Source organism: Nocardioides cavernae, from assembly GCF_016907475.1.
Lineage (GTDB): Bacteria > Actinomycetota > Actinomycetes > Propionibacteriales > Nocardioidaceae > Nocardioides > Nocardioides cavernae.
The window spans coordinates 2,448,368-2,464,553 of record NZ_JAFBCA010000001.1; the positions used below are offsets into that span (position 1 = coordinate 2,448,368).

Annotated in this window: 12 protein-coding genes; 6 read left to right on the plus strand and 6 right to left on the minus strand. The window is 72.2% G+C overall.

The window, feature by feature from the left end:
• Positions 1-3: 3 nt before the first annotated feature.
• Together glpK and JOD65_RS11455 are read right to left on the minus strand one after the other, a co-directional pair.
• On the minus strand, positions 4-1,473 hold the full coding sequence (gene glpK, locus JOD65_RS11450) for a glycerol kinase GlpK (RefSeq protein ID WP_191196869.1): 1,470 nt from the start codon (positions 1,471-1,473) through the stop codon (positions 4-6).
• 76 nt (positions 1,474-1,549) lie between these two features.
• The gene (locus JOD65_RS11455) at positions 1,550-2,389 is read right to left on the minus strand and encodes a DUF1028 domain-containing protein (protein ID WP_191196870.1); all 840 of its coding nucleotides are present in this window, start codon (positions 2,387-2,389) and stop codon (positions 1,550-1,552) included.
• 163 nt (positions 2,390-2,552) lie between these two features.
• Between JOD65_RS11455 and JOD65_RS11460 the strand changes: the two genes are divergently transcribed.
• On the plus strand, positions 2,553-3,800 hold the full coding sequence (locus JOD65_RS11460) for an MFS transporter (protein WP_204811120.1): 1,248 nt from the start codon (positions 2,553-2,555) through the stop codon (positions 3,798-3,800).
• A 4-nt stretch (positions 3,801-3,804) separates the two neighbouring features.
• On the opposite strand, the gene JOD65_RS11465 is transcribed toward JOD65_RS11460, so the two are convergent.
• On the minus strand, positions 3,805-5,013 hold the full coding sequence (locus JOD65_RS11465; protein ID WP_191196871.1) for a pyrophosphate--fructose-6-phosphate 1-phosphotransferase: 1,209 nt from the start codon (positions 5,011-5,013) through the stop codon (positions 3,805-3,807).
• A 196-nt stretch (positions 5,014-5,209) separates the two neighbouring features.
• Between JOD65_RS11465 and JOD65_RS11470 the strand changes: the two genes are divergently transcribed.
• The 5 genes from JOD65_RS11470 (at position 5,210) to JOD65_RS11490 (ending at position 11,877) form a co-directional block, all read left to right on the plus strand.
• Positions 5,210-6,655, plus strand: a complete 1,446-nt coding sequence (locus JOD65_RS11470) for an APC family permease (RefSeq protein ID WP_191196872.1) — start codon at positions 5,210-5,212, stop codon at positions 6,653-6,655.
• A gap of 65 nt (positions 6,656-6,720) precedes the next feature.
• A complete protein-coding gene (locus JOD65_RS11475; protein WP_191196873.1) occupies positions 6,721-8,100 on the plus strand; it encodes a metallophosphoesterase in 1,380 nt (459 codons plus the stop codon).
• Between the two features lie 87 nt (positions 8,101-8,187).
• Positions 8,188-9,525, plus strand: a complete 1,338-nt coding sequence (locus tag JOD65_RS11480) for a class II 3-deoxy-7-phosphoheptulonate synthase (RefSeq protein WP_191196874.1) — start codon at positions 8,188-8,190, stop codon at positions 9,523-9,525.
• 170 nt (positions 9,526-9,695) lie between these two features.
• Positions 9,696-10,856 (plus strand): hypothetical protein, encoded by a 1,161-nt coding sequence (locus JOD65_RS11485; RefSeq protein ID WP_191196875.1) that lies wholly within the window; start codon positions 9,696-9,698, stop codon positions 10,854-10,856.
• Positions 10,857-10,875: 19 nt separating this feature from the next.
• Positions 10,876-11,877: a threonine aldolase family protein gene (locus JOD65_RS11490; RefSeq protein ID WP_191196876.1), complete on the plus strand. Its 1,002-nt coding sequence runs from the start codon at positions 10,876-10,878 to the stop codon at positions 11,875-11,877.
• Here JOD65_RS11490 and JOD65_RS11495 read toward each other — a convergent pair.
• From JOD65_RS11495 to JOD65_RS11505, 3 genes are read right to left on the minus strand one after another with little or no spacing between them, the layout of a single operon-like run.
• On the minus strand, positions 11,855-13,003 hold the full coding sequence (locus JOD65_RS11495) for an NADase-type glycan-binding domain-containing protein (protein ID WP_191196877.1): 1,149 nt from the start codon (positions 13,001-13,003) through the stop codon (positions 11,855-11,857). The two genes, JOD65_RS11490 and JOD65_RS11495, sit on opposite strands and share 23 nt — an antisense overlap.
• Before the next feature lie 57 nt (positions 13,004-13,060).
• Positions 13,061-13,960: a DMT family transporter gene (locus JOD65_RS11500; RefSeq protein ID WP_307821107.1), complete on the minus strand. Its 900-nt coding sequence runs from the start codon at positions 13,958-13,960 to the stop codon at positions 13,061-13,063.
• A 17-nt stretch (positions 13,961-13,977) separates the two neighbouring features.
• Positions 13,978-16,161 (minus strand): Stk1 family PASTA domain-containing Ser/Thr kinase, encoded by a 2,184-nt coding sequence (locus JOD65_RS11505; RefSeq protein ID WP_191196878.1) that lies wholly within the window; start codon positions 16,159-16,161, stop codon positions 13,978-13,980.
• Positions 16,162-16,186: the final 25 nt, after the last annotated feature.

Below are 16,186 nucleotides of genomic sequence, written 5' to 3' on the forward strand. Positions count from 1 at the left end.
GCTCTAGTCCGCCCAGCCCTTCGACCGCTCCACCGCGTCGGTCCAGCGGGCGTACGACGCGTCGAGCGCCGCACGGTCGCCACCGGGCTCGAAGCGCCGGTCGAGCGCCCACGTGTCCCGCAGGTCGTCGGTCGACCCCCACACGCCCGTGCCCAGCCCGGCGAGGAACGCGGCGCCCAGCGCCGTCGTCTCGACGATCTCCGGGCGCTCCACCGCGCGACCGACCTGGTCGGCCTGGAGCTGGCAGAGGAAGTCGTTCTCCGCCGCCCCGCCGTCCACGCGGAGCGTGGTGAGCTCGGGCAGCGTCTCGAGCACGTCACGGACCTCGAAGGCGATCCCCTCGAGCGTCGCCCGCACGAGGTGGGCACGGGTGGTGCCGCGGGTGATGCCGAGGATGGTGCCGCGGGCGTGAGGGTCCCAGTGGGGCGCGCCGAGCCCCGTCAGCGCGGGGACGAACACCACCCCGTCGGTGTCGTCGACGGTCGCAGCGATCGCCGCCGTCTCCGCGGCGTTGCCGACGATCTGCAGCCCGTCGCGCAGCCACTGGACCGCCGCCCCGGTCACGAAGATGGCGCCCTCGAGGGCGTAGGTGAGCTCGCCGTCGGGTGAGCGCCAGGCCGCGGTCGACAGCAGGCCGGCGTCGCTGCGCACCACCCGGGTGCCGGTGTTGGTGAGGATGAACGAGCCCGTGCCGTAGGTGCACTTGGACTCGCCCTCCTCGAAGCACGTCTGCCCGAAGAGCGCGGACTGCTGGTCGCCGGCGACGCCTGCGATCGGGAGCGAGAGCCCGAGGAAGACCGCGGGGTCGGTCGGCGCGATCTCGCCCCAGTTGGGGACCAGGTCGGGGAGGGCGTCACGGGGCACGCCGAAGAGCTCGCACAGCTCGTCGGACCACTCACCCGACACGAGGTCGAGCAGCAGGGTGCGGCAGGCGTTGGACACGTCGGTGACGTGCCAGGTGCCGCGCGTCATCCGGGCGATGAGGTAGGAGTCGACCGTGCCGACGGCGTACCGTCCCGACTCCACCAGCGCCCACGTGTGCGGCTCGTTCTCGGCCAGCCACATCAGCTTGGTGCCGGAGAAGTAGGGGTCGAGGCGCAGGCCGGTGAGCTCGGCGACGCGGTCCTCGTGGCCGTCGGCGCGCAGCCGGTCGCAGATGTCGGCGGTACGACGGTCCTGCCACACGATGGCGCGGCGGGGCGAGCCGAGCGTCTCGCGGTCCCACAGGACGACGGTCTCGCGCTGGTTGGTGATGCCGACCGCGGTGAGCTCGGACTGGTCGACCTTGGTCAGCACCTCGCGCGTCGCCTCCAGGGTGGCCTGCCAGATCTCCTCGGCGGAGTGCTCGACCCAGCCGGGCTGCGGGAAGTGCTGCCGGAACTCCTGGTAGCCCTTCGCCTGGATGCGGCCGTCGGGGGTGACGACGACGGCTGTCACGCCGGTGGTGCCGGCGTCGATCGCCAGGATGCTCATGCCCGTACTCGCTTCGCTCCGTGCGCGCACGAGGCACGACCAGCACTGCGCTGAATGATTCGCTCGCTCCGCTCGCTCATGCGTCCTCGCCTCGGATGATCTCGAGGATGCGCCGGTCGATCCACGCCGGCCGAGCACCGGAGTCGACCCGCATCTCGTAGTTCTCCGAGCCGACCCACATGTGGAAGCTGTCCTTGCCCTCGGCCTTGGCCAGCGACTCCAGCTCGATCATCAGCGCGTCGTCGACCGGCACCTGCTCCTCGGGGGTCGACGCCGTCAGGTAGAGCTCGTTGAGGTCGACCAACCGGGCGAGCTCCGTGACCGGGTCGGCGTGGTCGTCGACGCGCAGGTCGACGGCCACGTCGTCGTGCCCGCCGTAGCCGGCCCCGTCGCGTACGACGAGCAGTGCCGCCGACTGGCGGCCGCGGCTGTCACCTCCCGCGTCGTCGCCGGCGGCCAGCGCCGCGAGCAGGCGTCGCTCGACGGGCTGGTCCTCGGCCGCGATCCACGCGCGCTCCATTGCCTCGACCACCTCGGGTCCGGTGAGGATGTTGCCCTGGATCGCGTAGCCGCCACGCTCGCCGCTGCGCCCGGTCGCCCCGCCGGCCCAGGCGAAGCACTCGGAGCCGGTCCACGTCGCGGCGTTGCCGTCGGAGTCGACGACGCCCACCTGTCGGTGCTCGCGGCCCTCGTCCTCCTCGACCAGCCGGTCGAGGGCGACCTGCGCGGTCGCGCCGTCGTCGAGGTGCGCCAGGCCGAGGTACTTGAAGGCGAGGTTGGCGTCCGCCTGCGTGGCGATGGCGCCGACCCCGGCCGCCGCTGCCGGCACGGCGGACCCGACGGCCAGGAACTTGGAGGCCACGGCGACGCCCCACGACTCGCCGTCGTCGGACCGGGCCACGATCGAGAAGGTCATGTGCCGAAACATAGCGGGCGCGAGGAACGAGGGCCCGCTGCGTGGGAGGTAGGTCGAGTGGCCCCACGACCGAGCCTGCGAGGTCGTGACGGGACGTACCGAGACCCACCTCGTCGAGGGTCGGGGGCACGTGATCGTCCGACCCCGGTGCGAGGATGCGCCTGTGCTGACTCGTCTCGGATTCCCCCGCGTGGGGGAGCACCGCCGCTTCGTCGCGGCGATCGTCGCCGACACCGTCGGCAGCGGGCTGTTCATGCCGATCACGCTGCTCTACTTCCTCGCGATGACCGACCTGTCCCTCGTGCAGGTCGGGTCCGCGCTGTCGCTGTCCGCGGTGCTGACCATGCCCGGTGCGTTCGTCATCGGCAGCCTCGTCGACCGGTTCGGCCCGAGGAAGATGATGCTCATCGGCAACCTCGTCCAGGCGGCCGGCATGGCGGCCTACCTGTGGGCCGACTCGCTGCTCGCGGTCGCGCTGTGGACGGCGCTGCTCAACCTCGGGCGCCAGTCCTTCTGGGGCTCCTTCGGCAACGTCGTCACCGCGATCTCGGCCCCGGGGGAGCGGGAGCTGTGGTTCGGCTTCCTGCAGGCCGTGCGCAATCTCGGCTACTCGGTCGGTGGGGTGCTCGCCGGCCTCGCGCTGCAGGTCGGCACCGACGTCGCCTACCAGTCGGTGGTGGTCGTCAACGCGGTCACCTTCGTGGTCGCCTTCGTCCTGCTGCTCGACGTGCCCGACCACCGAGTGGTGCATCCCGCCGACGCCCCGGTCGAGGGCTGGGGAGTGGTGCTGCGCGACACCGCCTACCTGCGGCTCGTGCTCGGGCAGCTCGGCTTCGTGGCCGGGATGATGGTGCTCAACTTCGCCCTGCCGGTCTACGTCGCCGAGACGATCGACCTGCCCGGATGGGTGGTGGGGGCGATCTTCACGCTCAACACGACGCTGGTCGGCCTCGGCCAGGGGCTCGTCGTACGCCGCATGACCGGGCGCGTGCGCGCCCGGATGATGGGCCTGGCGCAGCTGACCTTCGTCGTCGCCTACGCCCTGTTCGTCGTCGCCGGTTGGCTCCCGGTCTGGCTGGCGATCGTGGTGATGCTCGTCGGAGCGGCGATCTACACCGCCGGCGAGCTCACCGGTGGGCCGGTCTTCAGCGCGACCGCGGCCGAGGCCGCACCCGACCACCTCCGCGGCCGCTACCTCGGCCTGTTCCAGCTCAGCTGGGGGCTCGGGGGAGCGGTGACGCCGGTGGCGTTCACCTGGCTCCTCGCCCACGGCCAGACCACGTTGTGGTGGGTCCTGGCGCTGGTCGCGCTCGCCAGTGCGGCGTACCTGCAGCGGCTGCCGCAGGTCCTTCCGGCGGCGGGCCGGCGGGTGACCAACCGGGTCGAGGAGGAGGCCCCGGAGGCGGCGTGAGCCGTCATGGCCGCCCGGCGTCCTGGCCGATGTCGGCGAGCAGGCCGGTGAACCACGCCTGCTCGGCGTCGAACGGCTTGTGCCCGGCGATCCGCTCGAACTCGATCGCGCGCAGCTCGTCGTCGTGCTCCTCGTCGTGGCCGATCACGCCCGGCGTGCCGTCGAGGGCGCACGCGACGGCGAGCTCGGCCATCTCGCGGATGAGGGCGAGGTCGGTGTCGTTGGCGGGCGCGGAGCGGGAGAAGTAGCCCGACTTCTGCACCATCTTCTTCTCGGCGCCGATCGCCTCGGAGAACCGGTCGGCGAAGTAGCGGCCCGGGTTGATGGTGTCGATCTGGACGTGCCCGAACGGGTCGCGCTCGACGGTCTCGCCCGACGCCTCCAGGTCGGCGACGATGTCGTCGATGCCGGCGCCCTCGGCGAGGAAGATGTTGACGCAGCCGATCTCGTCCATGACCCCTCGCAGCCGGTCGGCCTCCGCCGCGAGGTCGATCGCGAGCTCCGGCACGTAGACCGCGTGGATCGCCCACTTCCGGCCGTCGAGCCCGATGCCGGGGAGCCACTCCTGCTCGGCGTGCCACGCCATGTAGTCGCGCGCGGCTGCGGCGGTCAGCCAGCCGCTGGCGCGGCCCATGACCTCGTGGACGATGAGCATCCGCGGGTTGGAGCCGTGCTCGGCGAGCACGTTCTGCGCGAACCGTGACGCCTGCTGGGCCGCCGTCTGCGCGCCGAGGCTCTGGCGGATGGGCACGATGTCGTTGTCGATGGTCTTGGGCAGCCCGACGACCGTCAGCTTCGAGCCCTGGGTCGCGAGGTACGCCGCCAGGTCGGCCGCCGCGGTGTTGGTGTCGTCGCCGCCGATGGTGTGAAGGACGTCCACCCCGTCGGCCTGCAGCCGGGCCGCTGCCACCTCGAGCGCGGTCTCGTCCTCGCCGATCAGGCCGCGTCGGCGGCAGTTGACGTCGTTCGTGAGCTTGACCCTGCTGTTGCCGATCGGGCTGCCGCCGAAGCGGTGCAGCAGTGCGGCGCCGGCCCGCTCCTCGGCGCCGATGGTGATGCTGTTGCCGGTGAGCAGGCCGTGGTAGCCGTGCCGGTAGGCGATCAGCTCGATGTCGGGGTCGGTGGCGTCGTACGTCTCGATGAGGGCGCCCACCGCGGACGACAGGCACGGGGCGTATCCGCCCGCGGTCAGGATCGCAACACGCTTCGGCATGGGGAGCAGGGTAGTTGGATCGATACAAGCCCGGAAGTGCGTCCCACCCCACCCCTCCGGGCTCGCCTCACCCCTTCTGGCGTGACCCCGGCGCCGACACGACGTTGTCCGAGTGCTCCGGTGGTTGCCACGCCCCCGCGGCAAGTCCATTGTGAGTAGGCGCCGTGCGATGCGCGGGCCGATGAGGGGAGTCTCGATGAGCGCGACGGAAGCCGAGCAGCAGGACGTCAACGGACCGGAGGACACCGACCTCAAGAGGGTCCTCGGCCCCAAGCTGCTGCTGCTCTTCATCGTCGGTGACATCCTCGGCGCCGGCGTGTACGCCGTCACCGGAAAGCTCGCCGGCCAGGTGGGCGGGATCGCCTGGCTGCCGTTCCTGGTGGCGTTCGCGGTCGCGACCGTCACCGCCTTCAGCTACTTGGAGCTGGTCACCAAGTACCCCCAGGCCGCCGGTGCAGCGCTCTACACGCACAAGGCGTTCGGCATCCACTTCATCACCTTCCTGGTGGCCTTCACCGTGGTCTGCTCGGGCATCACCAGCGCCTCGACGTCGTCCAACCTGCTGGCGGCCAACCTGCTCATCGGCTTCGGCAACGACGACCCCAGCTCCAGCACGACCCTGCTCACCGCACTGGTGTTCATGCTCGTGCTCGCCGCGATCAACCTGCGCGGCGTCGGCGAGAGCGTGAAGTTCAACGTGCTGCTGACGCTCGTCGAGATGACGGCCCTCGCCATCGTCATCGGCATCGGGATCTGGGTGATCGCCCGCGGTGACGGCGACCTCTCCCGGGTCACCGTCTTCGAGAGCCCGGACGACAAGGGCCTCTTCATGGCGGTCACCATCGCCACGGCCATCGCGTTCTTCTCGATGGTGGGCTTCGAGGACTCGGTCAACATGGTGGAGGAGACCCAGGACCCGCTGAAGATCTTCCCGCGCACGATGCTGACCGGCCTGGGCATCGCCGTCGTGATCTACATGCTGGTCGCGATCTCGGTCGTCGCGGTCATCCCGGCCGGGCAGATCGCCGAGCCCACCAACGCCGAGGCCGGGATCCTGCTCGACGTCGTCAAGATCGGGGCGCCCGACCTGCCGATCGACAACATCTTCCCGTTCCTCACCGTGTTCGCGGTCGCCAACACGGCCCTGATCAACATGCTGATGGCGAGCCGCCTCATCTACGGCATGGCCCAGCAGGACGTGCTGCCGCGCTCCCTCGGCAGGGTGCTCCCGGGTCGTCGCTCGCCGTGGACCGCGATCATCTTCACCACCGCCCTCGCGCTCGGGCTGATCACCGTGGTCACCCTCGACTCGGAGTCCTCCGTGGTCGGGGCGCTGTCGGGCACCACGGCCCTCCTGCTGCTGGCCGTGTTCACCATCGTCAACATCGCGTGCCTGATCCTGCGCCGCGACCCGACCCCCGAGGGCGCCTTCCGCGCACCGTCGGTGCTGCCCGTCATCGGTGCCATCTGCTGCGGCTACCTCCTCGGTCCGTGGGCGCGGCTCGAGGCCGACATGGTCCAGTACAAGATCGCGGCAGGGCTGCTCGCCGTCGGCGTGGTCCTCTGGGCGCTGACCTGGCTCACCAACCGCGGCGTGCGCGCCAAGAAGACCGGCTTCCGCGACATCGACCACCTCGAGTGAGGCACCCCGCCGACACGGCGGGGTCACGCACGCGTGTGTGGGCCCTGCCGTCTACGGTGGGGCGGGTGACCAAACGACCTGTGGGGCCCGTGCTGGCGATGTTGTTGGCCGGCGCGATCGGCTGCTCGACGGTCGCGCCTTCCGCGCCTTCCGCGAGCGCCGTCCCGGACTCCGACCCCCCTGCGCTCACCTTCACCGTGCCGCCGGTCGAGCCCAGCGCCGACCCCACGCACGCCCCCGGGAAGCCGGCCGCCGAACTCGGGCCGCGGGACCGGCCGACCGTGCCGGCGGCCCCCGAGCTGACCGGGGCCTACCGGTTCGTCTCGGCCCCCGACTTCCTCAACCAGGACGTCGCCGACCTCACCGCCGACGGGCGCAAGCAGTTCGTCGACAAGCGCACGGGGGAGGTCGCGAACTCCACCAACGCCGCGTACGACGCGGCCCTGGACCACGTGATCGACGAGATGGCGTCGCACGGCACCGACGACGTCCTCGTGGCGGGCGACCTGGTCGAGGGACGCTGGGGCCGCGATGACGCTCGCACCGGCGTCTTCGGGCCGGTGCGGACCCAGACCCAGCGCCTCCGGGCCTGGCGCCGCGCCGCGGACGTCTACTACCCCGCCTGGCGCGAGCGGTTCGAGGACCGCGGCCTCACGACCTACCCCGCCCTCGGCGACCACGAGATCGGTGACGACCCGTGGCGGGCCCGCAAGGACCCGTGGATCGACTTCAAGCGCCGCCACGTGCCCGAGTTCAAGCGGATCTATGCCGACCACATGCTGACGGGCGGGGGCGGAGCGCCTCGGTTCGCCGACCGGCCCTCCGGGCAGGCCCGCCGCACCGCCTACGCCGTACGCCTCGACGCGGACGTCCTGCTCGTCACGCTCGACGTCTTCGAACGCCGGGGCGGTGACGTGCACATGTCCGTCGCCCCCGCGCAGCTGCGCTGGCTGAAGGGTGTCCTCCGCCAGGCCCGCAAGGACGACGTGCCGTGGGTGATGGTCCAGGGACACGTCCCGATGACCCCGAAGGTGCGCGTCCGCAACTCCAGCAACCTCGTCTACGAGAAGGGCGTGCGCTCCGACCTGTGGAAGGCGATGGTCGACGGCGGCGTCGACGTCTACCTGAGCGGAGAGGTGCACGACCAGACGGTCCACGAGCGTGACGGCATCCTGCAGGTGTCGCACGGCTCGCTCCTCTACCGCGGTGAGGCGTCGTACGTCCTCGGCCAGGCCACCGCAGACCGACTGGTGCTGGAGAACCACCAGTTCCGCGGGGAGATCGGGTTCGAGGACCGGCTCTGGACCACGTCGCGCCAGGGGGCGCCCGGTCACATCAGCTACCCCGACGCGTCCGTCGTCACCGGCACCCTCGTCGCCAGCCGCACCCGTTCGGGAGGGCTGCGCGTGGACGACGCCGAGGGCGTGCTCGCACCGCGCGACTGAGGAGCCCCGCCCGGCGTGCGCTGCGTCACGCGTTCAGGGGGCGGTCACGGTTCGGGCGAGGCGGGGCGCGCGCCGTACCCTTGTCAGGTGACCGCGATCCCCACGCTCGAGCAGTTGCACGCCCTCGGGCCGAAGCAGCAGCCGACCTATCCCGACTCCGGGGCGGTCGACGCTGCCGTGGCCCGACTGAGGACCGTGCCGCCGCTCGTCTTCGCCGGTGAGTGCGACGACCTCACCGCCAAGATCGCAGCGGTGACGCGTGGCGAGGCCTTCCTGCTCCAGGGCGGCGACTGCGCCGAGACCTTCGCCGGCGTGACTGCCGACAACGTCCGCAACAAGCTGCGCGTGCTGCTGCAGATGGCGGTCGTGCTGACGTACGCCGCCTCGGTTCCCGTCGTGAAGCTGGGCCGCCTCGCCGGCCAGTACGCCAAGCCGCGCAGCTCCGACGAGGAGACCCGCGACGGGGTGACCCTCCCGGCCTACCGCGGCGACGCGGTCAACGGCTACGACTTCACGCCCGAGGCGCGCATCCCCGACCCGCAGCGGCTGGTGGACGTCTACAACTCCTCGGCCGCCACGCTCAACCTGGTCCGCGCGTTCGTCACCGGCGGCTACGCCGACCTCCGCCAGGTGCACACCTGGAACACCGACTTCGTGCAGAGCTCGCCGTTCGGCCAGCGCTACGAGTCGGTCGCCGACGAGATCGAGCGCGCGCTCACCTTCATGAAGGCGATCGGCGCCGACCCCGACGAGTTCCACCGCGTCGACTTCCACTCCAGCCACGAGGCGCTCCTGCTCGAGTACGAGCAGTCCCTCACGCGCATCGACTCGCGCACCGACGAGCCCTACAACGTCTCGGCGCACTTCGTGTGGATCGGCGAGCGCACCCGCCAGCTCGACGGCCCGCACGTCGAGCTGCTCTCGAAGATCAAGAACCCGATCGGCATCAAGCTCGGCCCGACCACGACGCCCGACGACGCGCTGGCCTACGCCGCGCGCCTCAACCCGGAGAACACCCCGGGCCGGCTCACCTTCATCACCCGCTTCGGCGCCGGCAAGATCCGCGACGGGCTGCCCGCCCTCGTGGAGAAGGTCACCGCCGAGGGCCTCAACGTCGCCTGGGTCTGCGACCCGATGCACGGCAACACCTTCGAGGCGTCCTCCGGCTACAAGACCCGTCGCTTCGACGACGTCATCGACGAGGTCCAGGGCTTCTTCGACGTGCACCGCAGCCTCGGCACCTGGCCCGGCGGCGTGCACGTCGAGCTCACCGGCGACGACGTCACCGAGTGCGTCGGCGGCGGCGAGGAGATCGACGAGGTGGGCCTGGCCCACCGCTACGAGTCGGTCTGCGACCCCCGCCTCAACCGGGTCCAGTCGCTCGAGCTCGCGTTCCTCGTGGCGGAGATGCTGCGCAAGGCCTGATCGCCCGACCGCACACCGGCGAGCGGTGGCTGAGCCACGTTCTCGGCGCCCGGATGTGGCGGACGCACCGCTGGCGGGATTGTCGTACGACGGCGCGCCGCACCCTTTTCGTGACCTGATCGTGAGCAGGTCGTGGTCCGCTCCGCGTCGGCGTGCCCCATGCTCTCGCCATGGCGGACGTCAGGACATCCTTGCGGGCACTCGCGCACCCGGGCTCGGTGCTCGCCCTCGTCGTGCTCGTCCTCAACGACCACGTCCTCAAGCAGGCGTGGCCGGGGTGGGTCACCGGCAAGCTCAGTGACGTCGCCGGTCTCGTCGTCGCACCGCTGCTGCTCGGGGCGTTGCTGACGCTGCTGCGCGTTCCGCGGGCGGTACCGGCCGCCCTGGCCGCGACGGGTGTCGGCTTTGTCTTCTGCAAGACGTCGGCGGTCGGAGCGGCAGCAACCAGCGCCGTGTGGAGCCTGTTCGGCACACCCACGATCATCCGCGCCGACGTCACCGACCTGGTCGCACTGCCCGCGATCTGTGCCGCCTGGGCGATCCATCGCCGTACGGCGCGCTCCGACGGCGCCGGTTGGCGTCGTACGGTCTCCGTCGCCCTGGGCGTGGCAGTCCTGCCAGTGGGCGTGCTGGCGACCAGCGCGACGTCGTGCAGCGAGTCGGAGGGCTACCAGGCGGTCGGCGTGGTGCGGGGCGAGTTCACCGGTCCACCGCGACAAGAGGAGACGCGACTGGCCGTGGGCGAGCTGACCGGCGCGAGGTTCAGCGTCGACCGCTCGGGCGACTTCCTGACCGCGTCGTTCGAGCTCGACGGCCCCCTCGACCGGTCGTCGAGGACCTGCCTTGGCAGCCGCTGCTGGCGCCTCATCGGTGAGGACGCCGTCGACGCCTCCACCGACGGCGGCCGCACCTGGACGCGCGAGGCGGAGCTGACGGAGGCGGACCGCGACCGGATCACCGAGGACGTCGGCACCGACGACGGGTGCGACGACGCGCCGCCCGCAGTCGGGGCCAGTGACGTCGCCGCACTGCGCGTCGACGCGGGCGACCTCGTCATCGTCACGCTCCAACGCGGCGGCGTCTGGCGGCGCGACCCGGCCGGTACCTGGACGGTGCTGACCGAGAGCGAGGTGCGTGACCTCATTCGCGACGACTCCCCGCCACCGCCCGTCGTCACCGAGCTCGACGGCACCGACACCCCGGACGACCCGGACGTTCCGGACGTTCCGGGCTCGGGGCAGACCGGTCCACCGTGCCCCACGCCGTCGACGACCACGGTCACGCCCCATCCGAGCAACGGACCGCCGACCACGTACGACGTGTGCGTCTGACCCCGGGTAGGTTCGCCCCGTGATCGACCTGCGCTCCGACACCCTGACCCGCCCGACCGATGCGATGCGTGAGGCGATGGCACGTGCGGAGGTGGGCGACGACGTCTACGGCGAGGACCCGACGGTCGCGGCGCTGGAGGAGCGGGTCGCGGGGATGTTCGGCCACGAGGCCGCGCTGTTCACCCCCACCGGCTCGATGGCCAACGTGCTCGCCGTGGCGAGCGTCGTGTCGCCCGGCGAGGAGGTGCTGTGCGACTCCTCGGCGCACATCGCACGAGCAGAGCTCGGCGCCCACGGCGCGATCAGCGGGATCACCATGCGCACCTGGACCGGTGAGCGGGGCCAGCTCGACCTGGCCGCGATCGAGGCGATGTACGCCCCTGACATGGGTCCGTTCTTCGTCCGCACGGCCGCGGTGTCGGTCGAGAACACCCACAACTTCGCCGGTGGCGCGGTCCTGCCGATCGAGGACCTGCGGGCGCTGCGGTCGTGGGCCGAGGCCAACGAGACCAAGGTCCACCTCGACGGCGCGCGGTTGTGGAACGCGCACGTCGCCACCGGGACGCCGCTGGCGGACTACGGCCGGGTCACCGACGTGCTCGCGGTGTGTCTGTCCAAGGGCCTGGGCGCCCCGATCGGGTCGCTCATGGTCGGCTCGGCGGACGCGATCGCCGAGGCGCGGGTGCGGCGCAAGCGGATGGGCGGCGGGATGCGTCAGGTCGGCGTGCTCGCGGCGGCCGGTGCGTACGCCCTCGACCACCACGTCGAGCGGCTGGCCGACGACCACGCCAACGCGCGGCTGCTCGGCGAGGCGCTGGGACTCGACCCGGAGGACATCGACACCAACATCGTCGTCGTCGAGCGTCCGGACGCCGCGTCGTTCGTCGAGCGAGCTGCGGCCGACGGCGTGCGCATCGCTGCGGTGGGACCGCGGACCGTACGTCTCGTGACCCACCTCGACGTCTCGCGCCCGGACGCCGAGCGTGCGGCCGCGGTGCTCAGCCGGCTCGCCGGCCGGTGACGCTCACCTCGCTGATCGCGGTGTAGTCGCGACCGAGGCTGCCGAGCCCCGGCGGGGTCACGGCGGTGATCGTGATGGTGACCGTCGCGGTCTCCACCGGCGGGACCTTGAGGCGCTGCATGGCCGGTTGCTCGGCGAAGGTCTGCTCGATCGACGAGCCGTCGTCGAAGCCCCAGCTGACCGCGACGATGCGGCGGTTGTTGGGGTACCAGTCGACGCCGGCGACCTGCTTGGCATAGCCGTTGACGAGTCCGACCCGGGTGACCACGCCGGGCTCGGTCAGCGTGACCGTGATGGTCTCCCCGGTCGCGTCACCCGCCGTGCGCCACGCCGTGGCCGGGTTGCCGTCGCCCATCTGGCTGGCCTCGTAGGCCACCAGGTTGCCGTCGAAGTCGGTGGTCGGCGGCGCCGTGCCGGGGACCTCGAACGTCGCGCCGCGCGCCAGGTCGAGCGCCTTGCCGACGCCAGTCGGTGTCTCGCCGCCGTCGTCCGTCGGCTCCGGGCTGCTGTCCGTCTGCTCGGCGCCCGGGTCCGGCGCCTGTGAGGTGCCGGTCGCACCGTCAGCGGGATCGGTGGCGACCTCGTCGCCGTCGGTGTCGAAGACCCGCAGCAGCAGGAAGGCCAGGCCCACCAGCAGCGCGGCGCCCAGGACCCACCCGAGCCACGCCAGGCCGTGCACCGGAAGGTCGCCGTCGACGTCGTCGACCTCCTCGTAGGGCAGCAGCTCCTCGTGGGGGTCCCACGTCGGGCGCCGCGAGGGGGGAGGGCCCGGTTCGTCGGGTACGACGTCGGGCGGACTGGTCGGCGGGACCGGGGTGGGGTCGGCCGCCTGGACGCGCGGGTCGACCGGGGCCGGGGAGCGGTCCGTGCCCGGCGCGGGGCCGTCCACGACAGTCGAAGCGGCCGTGGAGTCGGCAGCAGGTTCGGCGGCGGAGCCGGACGGCTCCGGCAACGCCTCGTCCGGAGCCGGACGCTCGGGGGCCGGCCTTGTGGCGGTCACGGTCGGCGACGGCGGAGCGGGTGCCTGCTCGAGGCGGACCGGCGCGGGCGCGCCGATGCGGTGCCCACAGTTGAGGCAGAACCGCCCCACCCCCAGCTCGGCGCCGCACGCCACACACGTGTCCACGGGCCCCACGATAGGGGGACGGACCCACGCGGGGTTCCACCCGAGGGACGGGGGTTCCTACACGGCGATGTGCGGGACCTCGCCCTCGACCACCCGGCGCGGCGCGAGCTCGACGGTCAGCATCGCGACCAGGACCATCGACCCGCCCAGCAGCAGCCGCGCCGTGAGGTCCTCGCCGCCGAGCCAGACCGCGAAGAACGAGGCGAACACCGGTTCCATGCTCATGATGATCGCGCAGCGCGTCGGCGGGAGGTGCGCCTGCGCCCACGTCTGGCCGAGCAGGCCGAGCGCGCCGACCACCACCGCCATGTAGAGCACCGACCACCAGTCCGCGGCCCGGTCGGGCAGGACGATCCCGTCGGGCGCCGTCGCCACCGTGCACACCACCGCGATCACCATGACCTGCAGGATCGTCATGCCGACGGCGTCCTGGGCGGTCGACCACGCGCCGAGCCCGACGATGTGCAGCGCGTAGAGCACCGCCGACGCGAGCGTGATCAGCTCGCCGTAGCCGATGCTGAGCCCGTTGAGGGCGAGCACGCCGAGCCCGACGGTCGCGAGCGCGACGGCCGCCCAGGTGATCGGCGGGATCCGGGTGCCGAGGATCGCGGCGGCCAGCAGCGGGGTGCACACGACGTACAGGCCGGTGACGAAGCCGCTGATGCTCGCGGGGGTGTGCGCCAGGCCGGCGGTCTGGAGGATCTGGGCGACGCCGTAGAGGAGGCCGAGGACGATCGCGTGCCGACGGACGACGGGGGAGAGCCGGCCGAGGGCCTTCGGCGCCACCACGAGCAGGGCGAGCGAGGCGATCGCGAACCGCAGGGCCAGGAAGTCGAGCGTCGGGACCCGGTCGAGGAGGTCCTTGATCATGAAGAACGTCGAGCCCCAGCACGCCGCCAGGGCGAGCAGGGCGGCCGCCGCGAGCAGGGACGTACGACGGTTCTGCTCGGCGTGCACGGACGAAATCTAGGTGGTCAGACGAGGAACAGCGTGATCGTGGAGCCCTTCGGGACCTCCTCGCCGGACCCCGGGTCGGAGCTGGCGACGAAGCCGAGCCCGAGGTAGGTGTCCGACTCCTTGGTCTGGACCTCGAAGCCGAGTCCCTCGAGCAGCTCGGTCGCGGCCTCGACGCCCATCGCCTGCACCCGCGGCACCTCGACCAGCTCGGGGCCGAGGGAGACCACGAACGACACCGTGTCGCCGCGGAAGAGGCTGGCCGTCGGCGGGTCCTGCGAGATGACGTCGCCCTCGGCGACGGTGTCGCTGTACTCCTCGCTGGTGACGCTCACCTGCAGGCCGCGCTTCTCGAGGGCGGCCGAGGCGTCGTCGAACGACTTGCCCGTCCAGTCCTTGACCTCGATCGGCTTGCGGCCGCGGCTGAGCACGAGGTCGACGGTGGCGCCGGGCTTGAGGGTGGTGCCGGCCTTCGGCGACGTGCGGATGACCTGTCCCTCGGGCACCGTCTCGCTCCAGCGCCCCTTGCTCGCTCCGAAGGCGAGGCTGGTCGCGGCGAGCGCGTCCTGGGCCTGGTCCTCGGTCTGCCCGGCGAGGTCGGGCACGTCGTAGCGCTCCGGGCCCAGCGACAGGGTCAGGGTGACGGTGCCGCCGTCCAGCACCTTGCCTCCCGGTCCCGGGTCGGTGGCGATGACCAGCCCGGCGGTGACGTTCTCGCTGTACGCCGGCTCGCCCGCCTCGGCCTGGAGTCCGGCGTCCTCCAGCTCGACGGTGGCGGCCGCCTCGTCGAGGCCCAGGACGCCGGGGGTGGTGGTGTAGCGCTCCCAGCCGAACCACCACGCACCGGCCGCGACGCCACCGACCAGCAGCAGCGACAGCAGGAGGAGCAGCGGCCCCTTCCTCGACCGGCGGCGCGCGGTCGTCTCGACCGGCGCCACCCGGGTCGGGGCGCGACCCGGGGTGGGTCGCGCGTTGGTCGGCGCGGCTGGGAGGGTGGTCGTCGCGGCTCCCGTGGGAGCGACCGCGGTGCGCATCGGCTCGGTGACGGGGCCACCGGCCGGGCCGTCGGAACGGGACCGTCCGGCAGGAGGGGCGGGGTGCCGCTCGAGGGCCGTGGTGCGGTCGGGGCTGCCGTCGTCGACGAGCCCCGAGTCGCGCGGGTCGACCTCGGTCAGCAGCGCGAGCGCACCCGCGTCGAAGGGCTCGGGGGTGGTGTCGTCGGTGGAGGGGGGCAGGTCGAGCGCCACCGCGCGCCGAGGCAGCAGGTCGGCGGCCAGCTCCGGGTCGGAGGCCAGCCCCTCGCGCAGCGCCTGCTCGACCCGGTGGAGGTGGTGCAGCAGGACGGTGGCGTCGGCCGGGCGCTGGTCACGGTCGCGGGAGGTCGCGCGCGCCACCAGGGCGTCGACGTAGTCGGGGATGCCGGGCTCGACCAGCGACGGCATCGGCACGTCGTGGTGGACGTGGCGGTAGGCCACCTGGATCGGTGACTCGCCCTCGTGGGGCTTCCTGCCGGTCAGCAGCTCGTAGAGCACCACGCCGGCCGCGTAGACGTCGGCCCGGGCGTCGGAGCGGCCGTCGATGACCAGCTCCGGTGCGAGGTAGGAGACGGTGCCGATGAGCACGCCCCCGGTCGCGGTGTGCTGGGTGTCGGCACTGACCGCCTTCGCGAGGCCGAAGTCGGCGACCTTGACGGTGCCACCGTGCGCCTCGTCGGCGATGAGGACGTTCTCCGGCTTCACGTCACGGTGGACCAGTCCGGCCCGGTGCGCGGCGGCGAGCGCGGAGATGACCGGCTCGAGCAGGGCCAGGGCCCGCGCGGGCGGCATCGGGGACTCCTTGCGCAGGACGTCGCGGAGGGTGTGGCCCGGGACGTACTCCATCACCAGGAAGATCGTGTCGGTGCCGTCGGAGGTGTCGTCGCCCTGGTCGTAGACACCCACGACGTGCGGGTGGTTGAGGCGGGCGGCGGCGCGCGCCTCACGCACGAAGCGCTGGGCGAACTCCTGGTCGTCGCCGAGCCCGGGGTGCATCACCTTGACCGCGACGGTGCGGTCGAGCCGGGTGTCGGTGGCCTCGTAGACACTGGCCATGCCACCGCGCGCCACCCGGGCGAGGATGCGGTAGCGGCCGTCCAGCAGCCGTCCGACCAGGGGGTCGCCAGACGCGCCGGGCGCGGTTGCGCGGGCGTGCTCGGGTGGCTCCACTGGTCGACCTCCAAGCCGGACCAGG

Excerpts from the sequence above, each read along its gene's own strand:
- glpK (WP_191196869.1), bottom strand. The coding sequence starts at position 1,473 with ATGAGCATCCTGGCGATCGACGCCGGCACCACCGGCGTGACAGCCGTC.
- JOD65_RS11455 (WP_191196870.1), bottom strand. The coding sequence starts at position 2,389 with ATGACCTTCTCGATCGTGGCCCGGTCCGACGACGGCGAGTCGTGGGGC.
- JOD65_RS11465 (WP_191196871.1), bottom strand. The coding sequence starts at position 5,013 with ATGCCGAAGCGTGTTGCGATCCTGACCGCGGGCGGATACGCCCCGTGC.
- JOD65_RS11470 (WP_191196872.1), top strand. The coding sequence starts at position 5,210 with ATGAGCGCGACGGAAGCCGAGCAGCAGGACGTCAACGGACCGGAGGAC.
- JOD65_RS11485 (WP_191196875.1), top strand. The coding sequence starts at position 9,696 with ATGGCGGACGTCAGGACATCCTTGCGGGCACTCGCGCACCCGGGCTCG.